The sequence below is a fragment of the Streptomyces sp. BF23-19 genome (assembly GCF_041106355.1).
Taxonomy (GTDB): domain Bacteria; phylum Actinomycetota; class Actinomycetes; order Streptomycetales; family Streptomycetaceae; genus Streptomyces; species Streptomyces virginiae_A.
Genome location: NZ_JBGBPT010000087.1, coordinates 1 through 23406, shown reverse-complemented (window position 1 = coordinate 23406; position 23406 = coordinate 1). Strand labels below are relative to the sequence as shown.

At 73.5% G+C, this 23406-nt stretch carries 19 protein-coding genes and 1 tRNA gene; 12 read left to right on the top strand and 8 right to left on the bottom strand.

The genetic code is table 11. From position 1 onward, the window contains the following. Positions 1-96 precede the first annotated feature (96 nt). Together AB8A24_RS35200 and AB8A24_RS35195 are read right to left on the bottom strand one after the other, a co-directional pair. Positions 97-1941, bottom strand: coding sequence for a GTPase (locus AB8A24_RS35200; RefSeq protein ID WP_369478524.1), 1845 nt, complete (start codon positions 1939-1941; stop codon positions 97-99). A gap of 4 nt (positions 1942-1945) precedes the next feature. Further along, positions 1946-3559 carry a dynamin family protein gene (locus tag AB8A24_RS35195; RefSeq protein ID WP_328963329.1) on the bottom strand — a complete coding sequence of 538 codons (1614 nt, stop codon included), beginning with the start codon at positions 3557-3559 and terminating at the stop codon, positions 1946-1948. A 332-nt stretch (positions 3560-3891) separates the two neighbouring features. On the opposite strand from AB8A24_RS35195, the gene AB8A24_RS35190 reads away from it, so the two are divergent. The 3 genes from AB8A24_RS35190 (at position 3892) to AB8A24_RS35180 (ending at position 6749) form a co-directional block, all read left to right on the top strand. Then, positions 3892-3964: transfer RNA gene (locus tag AB8A24_RS35190), tRNA-Arg, on the top strand. A 282-nt stretch (positions 3965-4246) separates the two neighbouring features. After that, complete coding sequence (locus tag AB8A24_RS35185) at positions 4247-5530, top strand: phosphoribosyltransferase family protein (protein WP_369478523.1); 1284 nt, start codon at positions 4247-4249, stop codon at positions 5528-5530. 97 nt (positions 5531-5627) lie between these two features. After that, complete coding sequence (locus AB8A24_RS35180; RefSeq protein WP_369478532.1) at positions 5628-6749, top strand: sulfite oxidase; 1122 nt, start codon at positions 5628-5630, stop codon at positions 6747-6749. A gap of 49 nt (positions 6750-6798) precedes the next feature. Here the strand turns inward: AB8A24_RS35180 and AB8A24_RS35175 are convergent, their stop codons facing one another. Continuing rightward, a complete protein-coding gene (locus AB8A24_RS35175) occupies positions 6799-7275 on the bottom strand; it encodes a phospholipase (protein WP_328963327.1) in 477 nt (158 codons plus the stop codon). 190 nt (positions 7276-7465) lie between these two features. Here AB8A24_RS35175 and AB8A24_RS35170 point away from each other — a divergent pair, with 190 nt between their 5' ends. Further along, positions 7466-7987, top strand: coding sequence for a hypothetical protein (locus tag AB8A24_RS35170; protein ID WP_328963326.1), 522 nt, complete (start codon positions 7466-7468; stop codon positions 7985-7987). A 241-nt stretch (positions 7988-8228) separates the two neighbouring features. On the opposite strand, the gene AB8A24_RS35165 is transcribed toward AB8A24_RS35170, so the two are convergent. Next, on the bottom strand, positions 8229-8999 hold the full coding sequence (locus tag AB8A24_RS35165; RefSeq protein ID WP_369478522.1) for an alpha/beta fold hydrolase: 771 nt from the start codon (positions 8997-8999) through the stop codon (positions 8229-8231). A gap of 131 nt (positions 9000-9130) precedes the next feature. Between AB8A24_RS35165 and AB8A24_RS35160 the strand changes: the two genes are divergently transcribed. From AB8A24_RS35160 to AB8A24_RS35140, 5 genes are all read left to right on the top strand, one after another. Further along, positions 9131-9544, top strand: a complete 414-nt coding sequence (locus AB8A24_RS35160; RefSeq protein ID WP_328965975.1) for a GNAT family N-acetyltransferase — start codon at positions 9131-9133, stop codon at positions 9542-9544. Between the two features lie 177 nt (positions 9545-9721). Next, positions 9722-11362, top strand: a complete 1641-nt coding sequence (locus AB8A24_RS35155) for a serine/threonine-protein kinase (protein WP_369478521.1) — start codon at positions 9722-9724, stop codon at positions 11360-11362. 120 nt (positions 11363-11482) lie between these two features. Next, positions 11483-12652, top strand: coding sequence for a S8 family peptidase (locus AB8A24_RS35150; RefSeq protein ID WP_328963323.1), 1170 nt, complete (start codon positions 11483-11485; stop codon positions 12650-12652). A gap of 211 nt (positions 12653-12863) precedes the next feature. After that, positions 12864-14159 carry a hypothetical protein gene (locus AB8A24_RS35145; protein WP_369478520.1) on the top strand — a complete coding sequence of 432 codons (1296 nt, stop codon included), beginning with the start codon at positions 12864-12866 and terminating at the stop codon, positions 14157-14159. A gap of 86 nt (positions 14160-14245) precedes the next feature. After that, positions 14246-15364 (top strand): DUF916 domain-containing protein, encoded by a 1119-nt coding sequence (locus AB8A24_RS35140; RefSeq protein ID WP_369478519.1) that lies wholly within the window; start codon positions 14246-14248, stop codon positions 15362-15364. 103 nt (positions 15365-15467) lie between these two features. Here the strand turns inward: AB8A24_RS35140 and AB8A24_RS35135 are convergent, their stop codons facing one another. Genes AB8A24_RS35135 through iolC form a run of 4 tightly spaced genes read right to left on the bottom strand, consistent with a single transcriptional unit; the run spans position 15468 to position 20845 of the window. Further along, entirely contained in the window at positions 15468-16967 is a 1500-nt protein-coding gene (locus tag AB8A24_RS35135) for a CoA-acylating methylmalonate-semialdehyde dehydrogenase (protein ID WP_328963320.1), read from the bottom strand. An 11-nt stretch (positions 16968-16978) separates the two neighbouring features. Next, positions 16979-18853, bottom strand: a complete 1875-nt coding sequence (gene iolD / locus AB8A24_RS35130; protein ID WP_369478518.1) for a 3D-(3,5/4)-trihydroxycyclohexane-1,2-dione acylhydrolase (decyclizing) — start codon at positions 18851-18853, stop codon at positions 16979-16981. Continuing rightward, on the bottom strand, positions 18850-19857 hold the full coding sequence (gene iolB, locus AB8A24_RS35125) for a 5-deoxy-glucuronate isomerase (protein ID WP_328965974.1): 1008 nt from the start codon (positions 19855-19857) through the stop codon (positions 18850-18852). The genes iolD and iolB overlap by 4 nt, the downstream gene beginning before the upstream one ends. 7 nt (positions 19858-19864) lie before the next feature. Continuing rightward, positions 19865-20845 carry a 5-dehydro-2-deoxygluconokinase gene (iolC, locus tag AB8A24_RS35120; protein WP_328963318.1) on the bottom strand — a complete coding sequence of 327 codons (981 nt, stop codon included), beginning with the start codon at positions 20843-20845 and terminating at the stop codon, positions 19865-19867. A 26-nt stretch (positions 20846-20871) separates the two neighbouring features. Here iolC and AB8A24_RS35115 point away from each other — a divergent pair, with 26 nt between their 5' ends. From AB8A24_RS35115 to AB8A24_RS35105, 3 genes are all read left to right on the top strand, one after another. Then, on the top strand, positions 20872-21786 hold the full coding sequence (locus AB8A24_RS35115) for a sugar phosphate isomerase/epimerase (protein ID WP_328963317.1): 915 nt from the start codon (positions 20872-20874) through the stop codon (positions 21784-21786). A 26-nt stretch (positions 21787-21812) separates the two neighbouring features. After that, on the top strand, positions 21813-22823 hold the full coding sequence (locus AB8A24_RS35110; RefSeq protein WP_369478517.1) for a Gfo/Idh/MocA family protein: 1011 nt from the start codon (positions 21813-21815) through the stop codon (positions 22821-22823). Positions 22824-23055: 232 nt separating this feature from the next. Then, a complete protein-coding gene (locus AB8A24_RS35105) occupies positions 23056-23256 on the top strand; it encodes an AlpA family transcriptional regulator (protein ID WP_266391501.1) in 201 nt (66 codons plus the stop codon). Positions 23257-23406: the final 150 nt, after the last annotated feature.

The following is a 23406-nucleotide window of genomic DNA, read 5'->3' as shown; positions in this document are numbered from 1 at the left end:
GTCCGTACGGATCCGCACGGACCGGCCGTACGGACCATCCGTACGGCGTACGCACCATGCTGGGGCAGGCCGCGGATCCCCGCTCAGGCCTGTGGATCACTGCCGGGTTGTGGACAACCTGCTCCCCCCTGCGGCGACCGTGGCGTACTGCTCCCGCACCTCCCGGTAACGCAGCAGCTCCGCCGCCACCGGTTCCAGCACCCGGGCCCGCCCGCACCCGGCCGCCGCCTGTCGCAGTCTGCGCTCCGCGTCCTGCCCGTAGCGCCGCGCCGGCCCCCGGGCCGCGAGCGAGCAGGACCATTCCACGAGCGGTCCGCCGATGATGCCCGCCACCATCAGCAGCACCGGCGGCAGCAACCTCGGTTCCAGGACCCCGACGATCTGTCCGACCAGCCACAGCCCGCCGAAGATCTGCAGCAGGGTCATGGCCGCCTGGGTCAGCACCGCCGCCGGCCACCACCTGGGCCGCGGCGGTTTGACGCTCGGCACCGCGACCGCCGCCCCCAGGGTCACCGCGATCTCGTCCAGCGCCTCCGGGAGCCGGTCGGCGCCGCGCACCGCGGTCTCGCGGACCGCCTGCGCCCACGGGTCGGGCAGCCCGGACACCGCCTCGTCGGCGACCGCCCGTACGGCCTGCTCCACGCGCTGACGCGCGGTCACCTCCTCCTCGACCGGGGCCTGGGCGACCGCCGGGCCGCGCCCGCCGATCGCCGCGAGGGCGGCCAGGCCCGCCAGGGTGCGTGGCGCGCGGCGGCCCTCGTACCAGCGCCACAGTCGCAGCCACGGCGTCCCGCACGCCTTTCCGGCGTTGCGCCGCCAGGCGCGCTCGGCGGCGAGCCCGGCCGCGTACGCCCCGACCGCCTCGGCGAGCCGGTCCTCGAACTCGGCGCGCGCCGCCTCCCCGATCTCCGGCCCCGGGTGCCCGTCGGCCACGTACAGCGGGCGCAGGCGGGTGGCCGCGCGGTCGACGTCGGCGGAGATCCGCCGGGTGGCCGCGCCCTTCTCCTGGGTGAACTGCCCAAGGAGTTCGCGCAGTTCCCCGACCCCCTCCCCGGTGAGGGCGGACAGCCCGAGGACGGTGGCGCCGGGCTCGCCGTGCTCGCCGAGGGCGATGCCGTCGTCGTCGAGGAGCCGGCGCAGGTCGTCCATGACGAGGTCGGCGGCCTCCCCGGGCAGCCGGTCCACCTGGTTCAGGACGACGAAGGTCACCTCCGCGTGCCCGGCGAGCGGCCGCAGGTACCGCTCGTGCAGCACGGCGTCCGCGTACTTCTCCGGATCCACCACCCACACCACGGCGTCGACCAGCGCCAGTACGCGGTCCACGTGGTCCCGGTGCGCGCCGACCGCGGAGTCCAGGTCGGGCAGGTCGACGAGGACCATCCCGCGCAGCGCCTCCGCCTCCGAGGTCTCGCGGGGCCGGCGCCGCAGCCGCCCCGGGATCTCCAGCCGGTCCAGCAGTCCGGCGGCTCCGTCCGACCAGCTGCACGCGATGGGCGCGGCGGTGGTCGGGCGGCGCAGCCCCATCTCGGAGATCTGCACACCGGCGAGTGAATTGAAGAGAGTGGACTTGCCGCTTCCGGTGGCTCCGGCGATCGCGACGACCGTGTGCTGGGTCGACAGCCCGCGGCGCGCGGCCGCCTCGTCCAGTACCCGTCCGGCCTCGGCGAGGGTCTTTCCGTCGAGCCTGGTCCGGGACAGCCCGACCAGCTGGCGCAGTGCGTCGAGGCGCAGCCGCAGGGCGTGCCCCTCGGGACTGAGCGGGGGCGCGGTCGACTTGCCGCCGTCGCTGCCCGCGCCGGAGACGGCCCGGACGAGGGCGTCGTCGCCCTCGTCGCCCTCGTACCCGTCCTCGTCCGGGCCCCCTTCGACGACCCGGGGGCGCGAGCGCGCGATGAGTCCGTCGTCCCAGCGGTCGTCGGTGCGGTCGGTCAGGGCGGTCACCGCGTCACCTCTCCTTCTGCAGTACGGACAGCGCGGCAATCAGCTCGGCCTGTGGTTCCGGGGTCACTTCGAGCGCCTCCAGCGGGGCGAGCCGGCGGTCGCGTTCGGCGCGCAGCACCTGGTCGAGGTGGTCGCCGACCAGTTCCCCGCCCCGGTCGCGCAGCCGCAGGGCGGCCTGCGCGCCGATCCGTTCGGCGAGCTTCTCCCCCGCGGGCCGGGCCCGTTTGCCGCCGAGGAGGGCGGCGACGAGCAGGGCGGCGACGCCGTCCGGGTCGGGTGCGGGCTGCCTGTCGCTCTTGGCCACCTCCTCCTCGGCGAGTTCCTCCAGGACCCGTCGCCAGCGGCGTACGGCCATGCCGATGCGCTCCCCCGCCTCCCGGTCGGGCGCGGGCAGCGCGACCGCGCCGGCGGCCGGCTCGCGCCGCCAGGCGTCGGCGATGCGCTCGTCGGCGGCGGCGACGGCGCATTGGAGGAGCGCGGCGAGGGATTCGGCGAGCGAGTCCAGCAGTTCGTCGGCGCTCGTGTCGAGCGGGTAACCGCGCCACCGGGTCAGTGCGTCCCCGGCCAGTACGGCGCCGTGGTCGAGGCGGTTGCGGACCCGCTTGCCCTCCCGTTTGTACGCGTCCTCGACGGCTGAGGTGAGTCGTACGGCGGCGGCGTGCTGGGCGGCGACGGCGGAGGCGAGCTCCGGCATCCGGCGCGCGAGGGAGTCCAGCGCGCCGAGTGCGGTGCGCCCGACGGCGTGCTGCCGGGCGGCGGGGTCCTGTGCGTGGTGGGCGAGCCAGGCGAACAGCGGGGCGACGGCGCTGGCCGGCAGCAGCCCGCCCCCGCCGGCGGACTCGGGCAGCTCCGGGACGGTGAACCGCGGTACGTCGCCCAGCCCGGCCTTGGTGAGCAGGGCCCCGTACTGCCGCGAGACCTCGGCGAGCACCTGGTGCGGGACCCGGTCCAGGACGGTGATGAGGGTGGCTCTGTACTGCTTGGCGGTGCGCAGCAGGTGCCAGGGGACGGCGTCGGCGTACCGCGAGGCGGTGGTGACCATCACCCAGACGTCGGCGGCGCAGATGAGCTGGGCGGCGAGGGTGCGGTTCTCGACGACCAGGGAGTCGATGTCGGGGGCGTCGAGGATGGCGAGCCCGCGCGGCAGGCTGGAAACGGTCTCGATCCGCATCTCGCGGGTCGCGTGGGTGTTGGCCGGGCCGCGGTCGCGGGCCCGGGATTTGGCGGCCGGCGTCTCGTCCTCCTCGTGCGGCACCCAGACCCGCATCAGGTCGGGCAGCACGCGCATTCCGGCGAACCAGTGATGGTCGTCCGGATGGCAGACGAGCACCGGGGTGCGTGTCGTCGGGCGCAGCACCCCGGCTTCGCTGACCTGTCGGCCGACGAGGGAGTTGACGAGGGTGGACTTACCGGCCCCGGTGGACCCGCCCACGACGGCGAGCATCGGCGCCTCGGGCGCCTGCAATCGGGGTACGAGGTAGTCGTCGAGCTGCGCGAGCAGCTCGGCTCTGGTCTGGCGGGCGCGCGGAGCGCCGGGCAGGGGCAGCGGCAGACGCACGGACGCCACCCGGTCGCGCAGGGCGGACAGGGCATCGAGCAGCTGAGGCCGAACATCCAAGGTCACCACATGCGAAGAATGCCCAATTTGGGACCATTTTTGAAGCTTATACGTCCTCTGCGCGCCGACCGCGATTCCAGTGGGACATTCTGGGCACGACGGACGAGTGGGGCGCAGGCATAACGAGTGCACAACACCAGGGGCGACGCGGCGCAAAAGCGATGCGAGAATCGCACCTGCCTGCGATTATCGGGACCGCTTCACCGAACCTCCACATCGTGGCCCGCGAGTGAAGCAACCGGGACAAGGCAACCGGAGCCCTATCCTTGACCCGGCACGGACCTCAGCCCCACCCCCACCGGAGGCTCCAGGCCCACCAAGGCCACTTTCCGGCCCCCGTAGCTCAGTGGATAGAGCAGGTGCCTTCTAAGCACTTGGCCGCAGGTTCGAGTCCTGCCGGGGGCACTCTTTCCGCACCGCCCGAAGCCCTCCCTCCGCGGAGGGCTTTCGTGCAGGTAAAGCAGGTTGAAAAGCATCTCGTGGTGACGCGTTAAGAGCCGCCGGCGATCAGCGAACTGGACGGCGAATTCGGACCAGTTCGTCGCGCCGGCTACGGAACGGAACGCGTCCGCCGGGGCCCGCGACACGGAGGGCGGGCCGACCGACTTGCGGGACGGCCTGGGATGCGGTTGCGTCGAAGGAGATGGGTACGTGGTTTCCGTCTCCCCTGGTTGGGGGTGAGCCATCGTGCTGTTCACCCATCGCGCTGAAGCCGGTGAGCGGCTCGCCGAAGCTCTCCGGCGCCTGAAGGGGGAGGATCCCGTCGTCCTGGGCCTGCCCCGCGGCGGAGTCCCGGTCGCCTACCGGGTGGCCCGCGCGCTCGGCGCCCCCCTCGACGTCGTCGTGGTGCGCAAACTCGGCGTCCCCCACCATCGTGAGCTGGGCTTCGGCGCCATCGGCGAAGGCGGCGTCCGCGTCGTCAGCGAGGACATCGTCCGCAGCAGCCGGCTGGGCCCGCAGGACATCGCGTCGGTGGAACACGCCGAGGCGGCGGAGCTCGCCCGACAGGCCGCGCGGTTCCGCGGGGACCGGCCGCGGGTGCCCCTGGACGGCCGGACCGTGATCGTCGTGGACGACGGGATCGCGACCGGCGCCACGGCCGCCGCCGCGTGCGAGGTCGTACGGGCGCAGGGCGCGGCGCGGGTGGTGCTGGCCGTTCCGGTGGCCCCGCCGGACGCCGTCGCCCGGCTGGGCTCCGCGGCCGACGAGGTGGTGTGCCTCGCCACGCCGCATGCCTTCCGCGCCGTCGGCGAGTGGTACCAGGACTTCTCCCAGACCCCTGACGAGGAGGTCGTCTTCCTGCTGGCGCGGGCGGCGGCCGACCCTGCCGGCCGCCCGCCCGTCCGGGCCGTCGAGGTCGAGGTGGACGCCGGCGGCACCGTGCTGGTCGGGGACCTCGCCCTGCCGGAGGGCGCCGGCGCGGTCGTGGTGTTCGCGCACGGCTCCGGCAGCGGCCGCCGCAGCCCGCGCAACCGGTCGGTGGCGGCGGACCTCAACCGTGCGGGCCTCGCCACTTTGCTCCTCGACCTGCTGACGCCCGACGAGGAGGCCGACCGGGCCAACGTCTTCGACATCGAGACCCTGGCCCGGCGGCTCGCCGGGGCCACCGCCTGGCTGCGCCGGCGGGAGTTCCTCCCGACGGGCTGGTTCGGGGCGAGCACCGGTGCCGCGGCGGCGCTGTGGGCCGCCGGGGAGACGGGCGCCGACATCGGCGCCGTGGTGTCCCGCGGCGGCCGGCCGGACCTGGCCGGTGAGCGGCTCGCCGCCGTACGGGCCCCCACGCTGCTGATCGTGGGTGGCCGGGATTCGACGGTGCTCGATCTCAATCGCCGGGCCCAGCGCGAGCTGCGCTGCGAGAACCGGCTGGAGATCGTTCCGGGGGCCACCCACCTCTTCGAGGAGCCGGGAGCCCTGGACGAGGTGGCCCGCCTGGCCGGTGACTGGTTCACCCGCCACCTGGTGCCGCAGTAGAGCGGACCGGCCGCACGAGGTGGCGGTGGTGGCTGCATCGGGGGTGGCGCGGCGGCAGCGGTGGCGCGGCGGCGGCGACACGCGCGACCATGAGGAGATGGACCAGCCGTCGGTGCGGGACGTCAGCACCCCGGGCCGCATCGCGTCGCCCGGCGAGGGCATCGGCCCGGAGGAGTTGGCGCTCGCGGCCCGCAACCACGGGCTTCCGCTGGAGGCCCTGCGCTACGAGGTCACACCGCCGGGACTGCACTACGTCCTGGTCCACTACGACATACCCGCCGCCGACCCGGCCGGATGGCCCCTCACCGTCGGCGGCCGGGTGCGTACCCCGCTGGCCCTGGACCTCGCCGCGCTGCGCGCGTTCCCCACGGTCACCCACCGCGTCACGATGGAGTGCGCGGGCAACGGCCGGGCCCGCCTGACACCCCGGCCGGTCAGCCAGCCGTGGCTGGTCGAGGCGGTGGGCACCGCCGACTGGACCGGCGTACCGCTGCGTCTGGTGCTGGCCGAGGCCGGGGTGCGGCCGGACGCCGTCGAGGCCGTGTTCACCGGCGCCGACCACGGGGTCGAGCGCGGCGTCGAGCAGGACTACCGGCGCAGCCTGCCCGTGGCCGCCGCCACCGGGGACGACCCCGAGGTGCTGATCGCCCACACCATGAACGGCCTGCCCCTGCCCCCGCAGCACGGGTGTCCGCTGCGGCTGGTCGTCCCCGGCTGGTACGGCATGGCGCACGTCAAATGGCTGCGCGAGATCACCCTCGTGGACGCGCCGTTCACCGGATTCCAGCAGGCCGTGGCCTACCGCTACCGGTCGGCCGCCGACGATCCGGACGACCCCGGCGAACCGGTCACCCGGATCGCGCCGCGCGCCCTGATGGTCCCGCCGGGATTCCCCGACTTCATGTCCCGCACCCGCGTCGTGCGCCCCGGCCCGGTACCGCTGGAGGGACGGGCCTGGTCCGGCCACGGGGCCGTCGACCGGGTGGAGGTGAGCGCCGACGGGGGCCGCACCTGGACCCGGGCCGAGGTCGCGCCGCCGGGGCCGCACCGGTGGGCGTGGCAGGCCTGGTCCTGTGTCTGGGCGGCGGCGCCGGGACTCCACACGCTCACCGTCCGCGCCACCGACGCCGAGGGCGGCACGCAGCCCCTCGAACAGCCGTGGAACCGGGGTGGTTTCGGCAACAACCTGGTCCAGGAGGTCCCGGTGCTGTGCTGCTGAGGGCGCTCCCCGTCGGCGGCGCGCCGCCGGCCGTGTGCTCCCGGGGAGATCAGGAGATGCCGAGCAGCCGGACCGCTTGGTAGTAGGTCCACGCGGTGCCCTCGCAGGAGCTCCTGCGGGAGCCCGAGTACTGCGCGCAGACCCGCTTCAGGTCCGCGTGGAACGCCAGGTCCAGCCGGGTCTTGGCGGCCGGGAACAGCCCGGCCGCACGGTGGTTGCGGTAGCCGAAGTCGTGGCGCGCGCAGGCGTCCGCGAAGGGGAAGCCGAGAGGGTTGTCGGGGGACGAGGTGCAGTGGTCCGTCGACCAGTCGAAGCCGTACGCGGCCCAGGCCGCCCGGTGCTCGCGGGCCCCGGCCCATTCCTGATAGCTGGCCGCGCTGGTCTGCGTCCAGCGGCTCAGCACCTGCGGCTTGTCGGCCGGGACCCGCGGTGCGGCCCAGGCCGCCGGGGCGAGGGCGAGCACCGCGGTGGCGGTGGCGGTGGCGAGGGCCGGGACGAGAGCGGGGAGGAGGCGGCGACGGCGCATGGAGTTCCTCGGTGCCGGGGCGGACGGATCACCTCCGGCCAACTCCCCCGGGCGCCTCTCGGTTACTGCGCGTCGGCGCACGCGGACCGGACACCCTCCCAGGTATGAGTCCGTATGGGACCTGCGGCGCAGTGCCGGTTCGTCCTGAGGAGGGACGCGCGGTGGGGGCCGGCCGCCGAGACTGGAAAGCATGAACCGCCGCCCGCTCGTCGTCGCCGCAGCCACCGTGGGAGTCCTCGCCACCGCCGCCTTCGCGCTGCCCAACCTGCCGCCCAACCCCGTGACCGACACCATCGACAGCAAGGTGTACAAGGAGAAGGGCAAGCGCTTCGCGAGCGCCGCCGATGCCCCCACCCGGGAGAAGGCGCCGTTCGCCCTGCCGTCCTGGATACCCAAGGACGCCACCGACGTCCGCATACGGGTGCGCACGACCGGCGAGGCCCGGCTGATCCGGTTCACCCTCGGCGCGACCCCGCTGGACGGCCCCCAGTGCGGCGCGGGCGCGCCGAAGCCGGTGGGCGCCCCGGCTCTGCACGCCAAGTGGTGGCCGGGCAGCCTGCGGGAGGGTGTGCGGGCCGAGTGCCGGGGCGCCCACCAGTACCAGGTCGCGGTGCGCGGCAAGCGGGTCTACGCCTGGACGGACGGCACCCCGTCCCCGAGCTCCGTGCGGCCCCGGGAGGGCGCCGCCTCCACGCCCCGGACCCACGGCTGACCTAGGTCGTCTCTTTCGGATCTTGTCGGTCAGGTCCGCGTCGTCCGGTGCCGTGCCTCGGCGTGCTGCCGGGGCTGCCGTGTACTGGACGTACTCGGTTGCCCCGGCAGTGCGGCGAGGCGCGGTGCCGGGCGGCGCGGACCCGACAAGATCCGAAAGAGACGGCCTAGTGCTGTGACCGGAAAGGTCCACCGCACTGGCGCGCCCGCCCTTCCGGCACGCCCGGCCCGGACCGGACCGCTCAGTCGCGGGCCAGGGCCGCCGCGGTGGCCCGGGCGAAGCCTTCCGGGTTGTCGAGCATGATGTTGTGCCCGCAGTCGGGGACGGACACCACCGCCACGCCCGAGGCTTCGAGGGCATCGGCGCCCGGGAGCGGGCCGTCCGCCTCGGGCAGCAGGTAGGTGCGCGGGATCCTCGACTCCAGCAGCAGCTCACGCATGGTGGGCTTGGTGCCGGCGGCCAGGTGGACAGCCGTGCGGTACAGGGCTGTTCGGCCGGCCAGCCGCATCGTGGACCACCAGTGCGCGCCGACCCGGTCCCGCACCTCGGCCCAGCCCCTGGCCAGGAACTCCTCCTCGGTGTAGGAGGCGATCCCGCTGCTGCCCGGCATGACGGGAACGGTCCGGTGCGGATCCAGGTTGGCGTCGACGAGCACCAGCCGGGACACCAGGTGCGGGTGCCGGTCCGCGAGCACGATGGCCACGGCCCCGCCCATGCTGTGGGCGATCAGCTCGGCTCCCTCGACCCCGGCATCGGCGAGGGCCACCGCCAGCGCGTCGGCATGCGCTTCGAGGGTGTAGTCGAACTCCTCGGGCCGGTCGCTGTGCCCGTGGCCCAGCAGATCGACCAGCAGCGAACGCCGCCCCGCCAGCAGCGGATGGGTGGCGCTCGCCGCGAAGTAGGCGGGCGAGGTGGAGCCGAGCCCGTGCACGTACACCCGGGCCGGCTCCTCCCCCGCCAGCTCGACCCAGCGGATCCGGTCGCCCTCGGGCGTGACCACGGCGTCCCTCACGATGCTCCCCCTCAAGTCCTCGACAGCCGGAACAGGTTAAGGGCTGCCCGGACGCGGGCGCGTGCCGAGGCCGCCACGCCGTGCCCGTACATCGACTGATCATCCGTCATGTGCGCACTATCGTGACCGCCATGGACATCCGCCGGGCCCTCACCCCCGCCGAGCTCGAAGCCGCCGAGTCCCTCTTCGACGGGCCTGCCCGCAAGGAGTGGTCCGAGCGCTTCCTCGCCGCCCCGGGACACCTGATGCTCATCGCCTACGTCGACGGCGTGCCCGCCGGGATGGTCTCCGGCATCGAGATGAGCCACCCCGACAAGGGCACCGAGATGTGCCTGTACGAGCTGTCCGTGGACGAGGGGTACCGCCGCCGCGGCATCGGCCGCGACCTGACCCTGGCCCTCGCGGAGGAGGCCAAGGCCCGCGGCTGCTACGGCATGTGGGTGGGGGTAGACACCGACAACGAGGCCGCTCTGGCCACCTACGATGCCGCCGGCGCCCGCGACGAGGGTGTCTTCTCGATGCGCGGCTGGCCCCTCGCCCCGTAGCTCGGTCGGGGGCACAGCGTCCGCGCGCCGCCCCTCGCACCGCTCCACGCACCGTTCCACGGGCCGCCCCGCACACCGCTCCACGCACCGCCTCCCCGGCAACTTCCGGCCGCCGCCCGGCGCTTAGGGTGTTCGCTGGTCGACCCGTCGTTCGACCAGGGGATCGGGGGAGGGCAGATGAACAGCGCGACCGAGGTGTTCGAGCCGCTGCGGGCGGACGATCCGTCCACCGTGGCCGGATACCGCATCGCGGCGCGGCTGGGTGCGGGCGGCATGGGCCGGGTCTACCTGTCCCACACCCAGGGCGGCCGCCCGGTGGCGATCAAGGTCGTACGCCCGGAACTGGCCGAGGACCCGGCGTTCCGACGGCGGTTCCGCCGTGAGGTGGAGGCCGCCCGACGGGTCCGGGGCGCGTACACCGCCGAGTTGATCGACGCCGACGCGGACGCGACGACACCCTGGCTGGCCACCCTCTACGTACCCGGGCCCTCGCTGTCGCAGGCCGTGACCCGGCGCGGACCGCTGCCCGTGCCCGCCGTGCTGTGGCTGATGGCGGGCGTGGCCGAGGCGCTGCAGGCCATCCATGGTGCGGGCATCGTGCACCGCGACATGAAGCCGTCGAACGTGCTCCTGGCCGCCGACGGGCCCCGCGTCATCGACTTCGGCATCTCGCTGGCGTCCGACACCACCGCGCACACCGCCACGGGCGCCACCATCGGAACGCCCCAGTACATGGCCCCCGAGCAGGCGTCGGCGGGTGAGGTCACCGCGGCCGCCGACGTGTTCGCGCTGGGCCAGACCGCGGCGTTCGCCGCGCTGGGCGAGCCGCTGTACGGCACCGGCCCCTCCGCCACCGTGCTGTACCGGATCGTGCACTCCGAGCCCGACCTGTCCCGGGTCCCGCAGGAGCTTCGTCCGCTGCTCGCCCGGTGCCTGGCCACCGATCCGCAGGAGCGGGCCACCCCCGCGGAGATCGTGGCGTGGTGCAGGACGGAACTGGGCGAGGACGCCGACGCGGACGGCGGTCCGGCGCTCTGGCGCGAGGTGACCGGACCGCAAGTGACGGTCCCGGAGCCCGTGCCGGAGCCGATGCCGATGCAGTTTCCGGCGTCCGGTCCGGCTCCGCTCGCCGCGCACACGATGCGCCAGGTGTGGCAGCCTCCGGAGCCGGCGGTTCCGGAGGGACCGGAGCAACGGCGCAAGCGCCGACGGCGCAACGCGGTGGTCGCTGCCGCGTCGATCGTGACGGTCGCCATGCTGCTGGGCACGGCCTGGTCGGTCGTCGACCGGGCGGCGGACAGTCTGCGCGACCGCGCGAAGTCCCCGACGGCCAAGGGATCCTCTGCCGGTCCGGCCCACTCGGCGAGCGGCGACCCGACCCGGAAGCCCGCCGAAGCCGCGTCGAAGCCGAGCCCGACCCCGACCCCGAGCGTTCCGCCGAAGGCCGTCCCCTACCCCGCGTTGCGCCTGGACGACAGCAACTCGGTCGGCATCAAGGAACCTGTCGAGCGCGCCACTCGCTCCGGGGACCTGCGACTGACCTGCGACGAGGGGAACTGCGAACTGCAGAGCGACACCAGTGTGATCGTCCAGCTGTCGGGCAAGCCGAACGGCTCCCTCGAATCCTGTCGGGCCGCCCTCGAAGGTAAGGGCACGAGAAGCCAGTCGCTGAGCAGTGCGGCGGCCGGCAGCGAGTTCTGCGTCAAACACCGGTCGGGGGACATCGCGCTGCTCGTGCTCGCGCTCAAGTCGACCCCATGGATGGAGAACCTGCCGAGCTTCCTGATGGCGGACATGACGGTCTGGCGCGCGGCCTGACGGAGCGGTCTGCCGCGCGCGCCCGGGCCGGTCCCGGATCCACCCGCGCTGCGGCGTGTCGTGCGCCCACTCGGCGCACCCTCCGCGCGCCCGCGCCGCCGCTCGCAGAGCATCGGCCGCATGACCGCATTCGCCGTGTTCCTCCCCGCCGCCGCCCTGCTCGCAGCCACCGTCACGGGCTCTCCACCGGCTCCGGACTCCGACGCCACCGCCCCCTACGTCGTCGTCCTCAAGGACACCACCTCCCGCGCGCCGACCCACGCCCTGGCCGCCGAGGCCACGGACGCCGGCGACGAGGTCGGACCCGTGTACGAGGCCGCCCTGAACGGCTTCGCCGTCCGCGCCACGGCCGCCCGGGCCACCGCCCTGGCCGCCGACCCGCGGGTGGCCTCCGTGGAGCCCGACGCGGAGTTCCACACCACCGACGAACTTCCGACCGGGCCGCAGGCTCCCGCGCCGTGGTCCCTGGACCGGATCGACCAGCGCGAACTCCCGCTCGACGGCTCGTACACGTATTCCGGCAGGGCCGAGGGCGTCACCGTCTACGTCCTCGACACCGGCATCAACACCGGCCACCGGGAATTCGGCGGCCGCGCCCGGGCCGGCTACAACGCGCTGTTCCTCAGCAGCTCCCGCGACTGCAGCGGCCACGGCACGCACGTCGCGGCGACCGTGGGCGGGGAGACGTACGGGGTGGCCAAGGGGGTCTCCCTCGTCGGGGTCAAGGTGGCCGACTGCCGTGGCTCCGCGGCCCTGTCGGCGATCCTCAAGGGTCTCGACTGGGTGGTGAAGGACGCCGCCAAGGCTCCCACCACTCCGGCCGTGGCCAACATGAGCATCGGTGGCAGCCGCAGCCACGCGCTCGACGCCGCGGTGATCCGAGCCGTGGCCAAGGGGATCACCTTCACCGTGGCCGCCGGGAACGACGGCAAAAACGCCTGCGGCGGATCCCCCGCCGCCGTCCCCCAGGCCCTCACGGTCGGGGCGACCGACGCCGAGGACCGCCGGGCGCCGTTCTCCGACCACGGCCCCTGCGTGGACCTCTCGGCGCCCGGCGTGCGCATCATCTCGGCCTGGAAGGACTCCGCCACCGCCACGGCCCGCGCCTCCGGCACCTCGATGGCCGCCCCGCACGTGGCCGGGGTCGCCGCGCTCATCCTGGCGCGCGGTACGGCGCGCACCCCCGCGCAGGTGTCCGAGGAACTGCTGCGCAGCGCCGTGACCGACCGGATCACCGGGCTCCCGGCCGGCACCCCGAACCTCCTGCTCCACACCCCCACCGGACGCTAGGCCGCCTCTCCCTCCCCACCCCGACCGGTCGGTATCCGATGGGCCATCAGACTCTCCCTGATGGCCCATCAATTTCTGTGTGCTTCGGGCCAAAGCAAGTCATTGACTTCTCATCACGGCGACGCGTCAATATCGGCCACCGCACCGGCTCGGCCTCCCCCACACAGCGGGTGGGGGGAGGGGTTCGTCATGACGAAGGAGTCGCGACCCAGTGAGTACGAGAATGCTCAGACGAAGAGTGCTGGCCGGGGCGGGAGCCCTGTCTCTGGCCCTGACGGGCGGCGTGGTGGCCCTGACGGGATCCGCGCAGGCCGCGACCAAGACCACCGCAGTCTTCGAGAACTGCGACGCCCCGGCGCCGCAGCCGGACGGCTCCGGCAACCAGAACTACACGGTCACCCTGCCCGACGGCGCCAAGGCGGGCGACGTCGTCCCGATCACGATCGACCCGGGTGCGAGCCCCCTGATCCCCTCGTTCTCCGTCACCACGGTGAACACCTCCAAGATCACCCTCAAGGTCGGTACCACCACCCAGGTGGTGACCAGCCCGCCGGAGACGGTCTCCGTCGTGGCCGGGCAGCCGCTCGACCCCAAGGCGTTCTCCGGAACCATCAAGATCCCCGACGGCACCGAGGGCACCACGGTCCAGGTCGCCCTCGACCTGGCGGTGACCGACGCGGACCTGTCCGGTTCGGTCTTCACCACCACCTGTACCCCGGCGCCGCGCCCGAGCGCCTCGCTCGGCTCGGTCGCGGTCGAGGCCCTGCCCAAGGACCCGGTCACCACGAAGCTGACACCCAACAGCGGCCCGGCGGGCACCGCCGTCACCGTGACCGGCGCCAACTTCCCGGCCGGCCCGGTCGCCTGCTCCGCCCTGCTCGCGGGCACCGCGACCGGTGACACCGGTACGGGCACGGCGGACGCGTCCGGCGCGGCCACCTGCAACGTCACGGTCACCAAGAAGGCCGACGCGATCAGGATCGACGGTTCGATCACCCCGTACAAGGCCTTCGTGTTCCTGGAGGAGCAGGCCGGTGTGAAGAATCCCGTCGACGTCGAGGTCCTGCCCGGTCCGCTGGCCCTCGGCCCGAAGGACGGCCAGCCGGCCGTCAGCTTCGGCGCGGTCACCATCAACGGCAAGGCCCAGTCGGTGGTCGGCGTCTTCAACGCCGCTACCGTCCAGGACTTCCGCGGCGGCTCGCTCGGCTGGGACGTGACGGCGACGCGCACGCCGTTCCTGAACCAGACCACCGGCCACTCGATGGCGAAGGCGCAGATCGGCATCCAGCCGTCCTGCACCGTGACCAACCCGGACAGCCCGAGCACCTGCACCGCGGGCACGCCCGGCGCGATCTCCGACGTCCCGATGAAGGTGGCCTCCCAGGCCGCCGGCGGGGACGAGCTGACCGGCGGTGAGTTCGCCGTCGGCGGCGCCGGAATGATCCAGCTCCCGCCGTTCATGTTCGCGGACACCTACCAGACGGTCGTGACCTTCTCGATCGCCTGACCCGTAGGGCCGCTCGACCCAGGGTGGTGCGGCGCTCCGGCGCCGCACCACCCCTTTCCCCTTTCCGCGCCCACTGGAGACCGCCCATGCCCACCCGCACCCGCACCCGCAGCCGCAGCCGCAGCCGTCGTCGCACCCGCACCCTCCTGTACGGTCTGCTCCTCGGCCTGCTGCTCGGTGGCGCGGGTCTGCTGCCGGCCACCGCGGCGCGCGCCGCCATCGCCGTCGAGTACGAGCCGCTGCCGGCCCCCGCGGCGCGCGCCGCGGACAACGGCACGTGGGGGGTGTTCCCGACGCCGGCGGCCGGCGCGGCGATGACCGACCGCGCGTACTTCTTCCACCAGGGCACGGCCGGGAGCACGCTGAGCGACAGCGTGACGATCGTGAACTCCTCCGACAAGGAGCTGACGTTCCAGGTCTTCGCCACCGATGCCGTGAACACCCCGGCGGGCGGCGCCTTCGCGCTGCTGCCGGTGGAGACGAAGCCGAAGGACGTCGGCGCCTGGATCACGCTCGCGCCGGAGACCGCGAGCACCGTCACCGTGCCCGCCAAGGGTCGAAAGGACATCCCGTTCTCCGTGAAGGTCCCGGCGGACGCGACGCCCGGCGACCACGTCGGCGGGATCGTCGCCCTGGGCACCGCCGTGGAGGGCGTGCAGCAGGAGGGCAAGGTCCAGGTCGGGGTGAAGCGCTCGGTCGGCGCCCGGCTCTACTTCCGGGTGCCGGGGCCGGTCACGGCGGGGCTGAGCGTGGAGGACGTACGGGTCAGCCGCTCGGCGCCGCTGCTGCCGTGGGTCAAGAACGCCCGCGCGACGGTCTCGTACGCGCTGGTCAACCGGGGCAACGTGGTGGTCGAGCCCAAGGTGGCGGTGTCCGCGGAGGGGTTGTTCGGGCGGACCGTGCTGAACCGGCCCGCCCGCGAGCTGAAGCTGACCCTGCTGCCGGGCCAACGGATCGAGCTGACCGAACCGTGGCCGGACGCCCCCCAGTCGGACTGGGTGACCGTGAAGGTCAGAGCGGGCGCGGCCGCCCACCCCGACCTGGTGTCGGTGTCCGAGACCGACTTCATCGCCGTGCCCTGGCCGGCCGTGGGACTGCTCCTGGTCCTGGCGGGCGCGGGCGCCACGGTGTGGTTGCTGCGCCGTCGACGCCGCGCGGCGGGCGAACAACCGGAGTCCGTACCGGACCTGGCCCGAACGCACTGACCTGCGCGGGCCGTTGCGTCGCGCCGGTCAGCGTGGAGAGGCGGGAACGGCAGCAGCCCCCGGCCGGGGGAAGGTGGCCGGGGGCTGCTGGAGGCGGGGCGGGTCAGTGGTTGCGGGGGAAGCCCAGGTCCACGCCGACGTGGCCCTCGGCCGGGTCCGGCCAGCGGGTCGTGACGACCTTGCCGCGGGTGTAGAAGTGGATGCCGTCGTTGCCGTAGATGTGGTGGTCGCCGAAGAGCGAGTCCTTCCAGCCACCGAAGGAGTGGTAGCCCACCGGCACCGGGATCGGCACGTTGACGCCGACCATGCCGGCCTCGATCTCCAGCTGGAAGCGGCGGGCGGCGCCGCCGTCGCGGGTGAAGATCGCGGTGCCGTTGCCGAACGGCGAGGCGTTGATGAGGGCCACGCCCTCCTCGTAGGTCTCGGCGCGCAGCACGCACAGCACCGGGCCGAAGATCTCGTCGCGGTAGGCGTCGGAGTCGGTCTTCACGCGGTCCAGCAGGGACAGGCCGATCCAGTGGCCGTTCTCGTTGCCCTCGACCGTGAAGCCGGTGCCGTCCAGGACGACCTCCGCGCCCTGGTCGGCCGCGCCCTTCACGTACGAGGCGACCTTGTCACGGTGGGCGGCCGTGATCAGCGGGCCCATCTCGGAGTTCGGGTCGTTGCCGGGGCCGATCTTGATCTTCTCGGCGCGCTCGCGGATCTTCTCGACGAGCTCGTCGCCGATCGCGCCGACGGCCACCACGGCGGAGATCGCCATGCAGCGCTCACCGGCCGAACCGTAGGCCGCGGACACGGCCGCGTCGGCGGCGGCGTCCAGGTCGGCGTCCGGCAGCACCAGCATGTGGTTCTTGGCGCCGCCCAGGGCCTGGACGCGCTTGCCGTTGGCCGAGGCGGTGGTGTGGATGTGGCGGGCGATCGGGGTCGAGCCGACGAAGGAGACGGCCGCGATGCCGGGGTGGGCGAGCAGCGCGTCGACGGCCACCTTGTCGCCGTGGACCACGTTCAGCACGCCCGCCGGGAGGCCGGCCTCGGTGGCCAGCTCGGCGAGCTTGTTGGCGGCCGACGGGTCCTTCTCGCTCGGCTTGAGGATGAAGGTGTTTCCGCAGGCCACGGCCAGCGGGAACATCCACATCGGGACCATCGCCGGGAAGTTGAACGGGGTGATGCCGGCGACGACGCCCAGCGGCTGGCGGATCGAGGAGACGTCCACCCGGTTGGAGACCGACGTGGACAGCTCGCCCTTGAGCTGCGTGGTGATGCCGCAGGCCAGCTCGACGATCTCCAGACCACGGGCGACCTCGCCCAGCGCGTCCGAGTGGACCTTGCCGTGCTCGGCGGTGATCAGGGCGGCGATGGCGTCGCGGTTGGCGTCCAGCAGGGCCCGGTAGGCGAACAGCACCTTGGTGCGGGCGGCCAGCGAGGACTGGCCCCAGCTGAGGTAAGCCTCCCGGGCGACCTGTACGGCCGCGTCGACCTCGTCGGCCGAGGCGAGCGCCACCTGGGTGGTGACCTCGCCGGTGGCCGGGTCGGTGACCGGGCCGTAGTTGCCCGACGCGCCCTCGACGGTCTTGCCACCGATCCAGTGGTTGACGGTCTTCATGCCTTGCTCCTTCACAGATGGCGACGTCGCTGCGCGGCTTGCCGGTCGTACTCTTCACGGGCCGTGGCAGCGGCCTTGCGGGTCGCGGTCTCGGCCACAGGAACATCCCACCACGCCTGTGCCGGGGGTGGGCCCGACACAGTGTCGGGCGTTCGGGTCTGTACGTAGACACATGTGGGGCGGGTCGCCGAGCGGGCCTCGGCGAGGGCTTCGCGCAGGTCACGCGTGGTGCGGGCGCGAAGCACAGCCATCCCGAGGGAACCCGCGTTGGCCGCGAGGTCCACCGGAAGGATGTCCCCCGTATACCCGGAGTCGGGCGCCCGGAAGCGGTAGGCGGTGCCGAAGCCCTCACCGCCCACCGCCCCTGACAGGCCACCGATGGAGGCGTAGCCGTGGTTGTCGAGGATCACCACCTTGATCGGGATCCCCTCCTGGACGGCCGTGACGATCTCGGTCGGGTTCATCAGGTACGTACCGTCGCCGACCAGCGCCCACACCGGTCGGCCGGGCGCGGCCAGCGCCACGCCGATGGCCGCGGGGATCTCGTAGCCCATGCAGGAGTACCCGTACTCCACGTGGTACTGGTCCTGCGACCGGGCCCGCCACAGCTTGTGCAGGTCGCCGGGGAGGGATCCGGCCGCGTTGATCAGGATGTCGGTGTCGTCGACCAGGGCGTCGAGCAGCCCGAGCACCTGGGCCTGGGTGGGCGCGGCGTCCTCCGCCGTGTCCGGGACGGCGTAGGCCCGGTCGACGTGGCTCTCCCAGCGGGCCCGCTCCGCCGCGTACCCCGCTCCGTACGCCGGGTCCGCCCGGTGGCCGGCGACCGCCACCCGGAGCTCGTCGAGCCCCTCTCGGGCGTCGGCGACCAGGGGCAGGGCGGCGAGTTTGTGGGCGTCGTACGGGTCCAGGTTGAGGCCGACGAACCGGACGGCCGGGTTCTGGAAGAGGGTCGCGGAGGCGGTGGTGAAGTCGGTCAGCCGGGTTCCGGCGGCGATGACGAGGTCGGCCTCCCGGGCGAGCGCGGCGGCGGTGGAGGTGCCGGTGTGGCCGATCCCGCCCACGTCGGCGGGGTGCCCGTAGGGCAGGACGCCCTTGCCCGCCTGGGTGACGGCCACCGGGATCCCCGTGGCCTCGGCGAAGGCGGCCAGGGCCGCACCGGCCTCGCTGTGCCGGACCCCGCCGCCCGCGACGATCAGCGGGCGCGCGGAGCCCCGTACGGCCTCGGCGGCGCGGGCCAGCTCGTGCCGGTCGGGCCGGGGCCGGCGCACGCCCCACACCCGCTCGGCGAAGAACTCCTCGGGCCAGTCGTACGCCTGCGCCTGCACGTCCTGCGGCAGCGCGAGGGTGGCGGCGCCGGTCTGCACGGGGTCGGTGAGCACCCGTACGGCCTGCAGCGCGGCCGGGATCAGGGCCTCGGGGCGGGTGATCCGGTCGAAGTGGCGGGAGACGGGACGCAGGGTGTCGTTGACGGAGACGTCCCCGGCGTACGGGACCTCCAGCTGCTGGAGCACGGGGTCGGCGGGCCGGGTGGCGAAGGTGTCACCGGGCAGCAGCAGGACCGGGATCCGGTTGATCGTGGCGAGGGCGGCGCCGGTGACGAGATTGGTGGCGCCGGGGCCGATGGAGGTGGTGACGGCGTGCGCGGAGAGCCGGCCGCTCTGGCGGGCGTATCCGACGGCGGCGTGCACCATGGCCTGCTCGTTGCGGCCCTGGAGGAAGGGCATGACCTCAGGCCCGGTCTCCAGGAGGGCCTGGCCGATGCCCGCCACGTTCCCGTGCCCGAAGATCCCCCAGGTGGCGGTGATCAGCCGGTGCCGGTGCCCGTCGCGCTCGGTGTACTGGCGGGACAGGAAGCGGACGAGCGCCTGCGCGACGGTGAGCCTCATCGGTGGTCCTCCGTTCGGGGCGGGGCCGGGGTCGGGGCCGGCGACGCGGGCGGGCCGGGGAAGGGCAGCCGGGGGTCGATGTCCTGGCCGTCCCAGCTGCCGCGGATCCAGCCGTGGTCGGGGTGGTCCCGGATCAGCCACTCCCGGGTCGCGCCCGGTCCGGCCATCACGTTCAGGTAGTACATGTCGTGCCCGGGGGCGGCGATGGACGGCCCGTGCCAGCCGTCGGGGATCAGCACCGCGTCCCCGGTCCGCACCTCGTTGAGGATGTCGGTCTTCCCGGCCGGGGAGGGGGTGACGCGCTGGTAGCCGAGCCCGGGGGTGTCCCCGTGCGGGGCGATCTCGAAGTAGTAGATCTCCTCCAGACGGGACTCCTCGCCGGGGTGGTGCTCGTCGTGCTTGTGGGGCGGGTACGAGGACCAGTTCCCGCCGGGGGTGAGCACCTCGACGGCGATGAGGCGGTCGGCGGGGAAGGCGTCGGCGGCGGCGAAGTTGTTGACCTGGCGGGAACAGTGGCCGGCGCCGCGGAGCTCGACGGGGACGGCTTCGGCCGGGCCGTACCTGGCGGGGAGCCGCCGCTCGCAGCGGGCCCCGACGAGGGCGAACCGGCCCCCGGCGGCCGACCGGATCTCCGCGTCCGCGTCCCTCGGCAGGTAGACGAAGTCGGTGACGCCGCTGAACACCCCGTCTCGACCGAGCAGTTGGAACTCTTCCGGTCCGCTCCCGGGGCTCTGCCCCGGACCCCGCGCCTCAAACGCCGGCGAGGCTGGAATTGGCCCGCCCTGTCCTTCCCCCGGCCCCACCGGAGGACGGGGGGCGGGGTTCAGGGCAGAGCCCCGCTCCTTCAGCCTCGCCGGCGTTTGAGGCGCGGGTCCGGGCAGAGCCCGGCAACGGACCTGGCACGCGCCCGACAGCGGGAGCACGATCCACTCGCACTCCCCGCACGCGTGCGCGTACACCTCCCCCGGTTCCAGGTCGAGGACCATCAGCCTCGTCCACTCCATCCCCCACTCAGACACCACCGGCACGTCCCAGCACCTCCTCCACCTCGTGAGAGAACGGCATCGCCGCCGCGCACGCCAGTCGTGAGGCGACGATCGCCCCGGCCGCGTTCGCGTACCTCATCACCTTCCCCAGTTCCCACCCCGCCAGCAGCCCATGGCACAGCGCCCCGCCGAACGCGTCCCCCGCGCCCAGCCCGTTGACCACCTCCACCGGCACCGGCGCGACCTCCGCGACCGTGCCGTCGCGGTGGACCGCCAGCACGCCGTCCGGTCCGCGTTTGACGACCGCCAGTTCCACGCCCGCCGCGAGCAGTTCTCGTGCCGCCGCGTACGGATCCGACTCGCCGGTGGCGATCTCGCACTCCTCCGCGTTCCCCACGGCCACCGTCGCCGACCGCAGCGCCCGCTCGTAGTACGGCCCGGGTTTCTCCCGCCACAGCATCGGCCGCCAGTCCAGGTCGAAGACCGTCGTCCCGGTCCGCGCGCGGGCCTCCAGTGCCGCCAGCGTCGCCGCCCGCGAGGGCTCCTCGCTCAGGCCCGTACCCGTCATCCAGAACACGCGGGCCGCCCGTACCGCCGCGAGGTCCACCTCGTCCACCTCGATCTCCAGGTCCGGCGCCTTCGGCAACCGGTAGAAGTACAGCGGGAAGTGGTCCGGCGGGAAGATCTCGCAGAAGGTGACGGGGGTCGGCAGCCCGGCGACCTCGGCGACCCAGCGGTCGTCCACCCCGAACCCCCTCAGTTCGGAGCGCAGATACCCGCCGAAGGGGTCAGCTCCGGTACGGGTGATGACCGCGACCCGGCGCCCCAGCCGGGCTGCCGCGACCGCCACGTTGGTCGGGGAGCCGCCCAGGAACTTGCCGAACGTCTCCGCCTCGGCCAGTGGTACGCCCGTCGTCAACGGGTAGAGATCCACCCCGATCCGGCCCATCGTGATCAGGTCGAACGAGAACGGATCGCCGGTGCCGGTCACAGTCAGTCCTCCCATTGGTCCTCCACCCTAAGGTGGCCGTTATGACGTCCTCCCCGCCCGCGTTGACCCGTATCCGCATCGGTTCGGCTCCGGACTCCTGGGGTGTCTGGTTTCCCGACGACCCCCGACAGACCCCGTGGGAACGCTTCCTCGACGAGGTCGCCGACGCCGGGTACGAGTGGATCGAGCTCGGCCCCTACGGCTACCTGCCCACCGATCCCGCCCGCCTCGCCGAGGAGACGGCCGAGCGCGGGCTGCGCGTCTCGGCCGGAACCGTCTTCACCGGACTCCATCACGGGCCCGCCGTGTGGGAGGACACCTGGGAACACGTGTCGCGGATCGCGGCGCTCACCCAGGCCATGGGCGCGGCCCATCTCGTCGTCATCCCCTCCTTCTGGCGGGACGACAAGACCGGGGAGGTGCTGGAGGACCGCATCCTGACCCCCGCCCAGTGGCGTGACCTGACCTCGCAGACCGAGCGCCTCGGCCGTGAGGTCCAGGACCGGTACGGGCTGGGGATCGTGGTCCACCCGCACGCCGACACCCATATCGACACCCCGGAGAACGTGGCCCGTTTCCTGGACGCCACCGACCCCGCGCTCGTCTCCCTCTGCCTGGACACGGGGCACTACGCGTACTGCGGCGGGGACAGCGTGCAGGCCGTGGAGACCTTCGGCGAGCGGATCGGCTACCTCCACCTCAAGCAGGTGGATCCGCGGATCCTCGCCGAAGTCGTCGCCGAGGAGCTGCCCTTCGGGCCGGCCGTGGGCCGCGGGGTGATGTGCGAACCGCCCTCGGGGGTGCCCGCGCTGGAGCCGGTCCTCGCGGCGGCCCAGCGTCTGGGCGTGGACCTCTTCGCCATCGTGGAGCAGGACATGTACCCGTGTTCGCCGGACCGGCCGCTGCCGATCGCCCGCCGCACCCGCGCCTACCTCCGCTCCTGCGGCGCCCGCTGACCCTTCGGAAGGAAGAGGAGTACGAGATGAGCACGCTCGGCATCGCCGTCATCGGCACCGGGAAGATGGGCGCCGATCACGTCCGCCGGATCGGGCGGACGGTGGGTGGGGCCCGTGTGGTGGCCGTGGCCGACCCGGACGGGGACCGGGTCAAGGAGGTCGCGGGCACCTTGGACGGGGCGACGGCGCACACCGACCCGGCGGCGGCGATAGCCGCACCCGGGGTCCAGGCGGTGCTGATCGCCTCTCCCGGGCCCGCCCACGAGGAGGCGATCCTGCAGGCGCTGGAGCGGGAGTTGCCGGTGCTGTGCGAGAAGCCGCTGACCCCGGACCCGGCGGGGGCGCTACGGGTCATGGAGGCCGAACAGCGGCTGGGGCGGCGCCTGGTGCAGGTGGGGTTCATGCGGCGGTACGACGCCGAGTACACCCGGCTGAAGGAGCTGCTGGACGCGGGCGGGATCGGGCGCCCGCTCTTCCTGCACTGTCGGCACCGCAATGCCTCGTCGCCGTCGTTCTTCACCAGCGACATGCTGATCAGCGACTCGGTGGTGCACGAGGTGGACGCGGCCCGCTGGCTGCTGGGGCAGGAGATCACCGCCGTCACGGTGCTCTCGCCCCGGCCCACGGCGGCCGCTCCCGAGGGGCTGAGCGATCCCCGGCTGGTGCTGCTGGAGACCTCGGGCGGGGCCGTCGTCGACGTGGAGATCTTCGTCAACTGTGGTTTCGGCTACCAGGTGCAGTGCGAGGCGGTCGGCGAGGCGGGCAGTGCCCGGATCGGCGACGGTCACGCGATGGTGGTGCAGGCGGCGGGCCGGTGGGGCGGCGCGATCGACCAGGACTTCACGGTGCGCTTCGCCGACGCCTACGACCGCCAGCTGCGGAGCTGGGTGGCCGCGGCCGGGCGCGGCCGGGTGGCGGGGCCCGACGCGTGGGACGGCTACGCGGCGGCGGCCGTCTCCGAGGCGGGCCTCGCGGCGGCACGCAGCGGAGCCCGCTGCGTGGTGGAGCTGACGGAACGCCCGGCCCTGTACCGCTGACGCCCCGCTTGCTCCTCACCCGCCCCCTGTGGCGCTCTTGTCACAGGGATCCCTCTTCTGTCACGCATGTCCGCATTACGCGGGTCTTCCGTCACAGGAGATCGACAGCCCCTCCCCTGCCGTCACTCCGCGTCGTTCCCCGGGCACAACCCGAGTGATCGTCAGTGTCCACGCGCCGGCTCCCCGACGGCCTCCCGGCCGGCCCCGCGGCGTGGACAAGGAGGTGTCCAGCATGAGCGACCGACAGCTGTGGTCGTACAAGGAGATCGCTGCCCACATCCGGGTCCAGCCGGACACCGTGCGCTCCTACCGCAAGCACGGACTGCTGCCCACGCCCGATCACGTGGAGCGGGGCAAGCCCTACTGGTACGCCGATACCGTGCGCGCCTGGGTGGCCCGCCGGCCCGGGAACCGGGGCCGCCGCGAGGACTGACCTCCTGGGCGTCGGGTGAGGGGACCCCCGGATTCCCTCACCCGCCCCCGCCCTGATCGGCAGGACACCCCCCCCTAGTGACCTGGTTTTGAGGTCTGGGCTCGCCCCATGAGGCGTGTTCTGTTTCAGATCTTGGGTTCCGCCTGACGG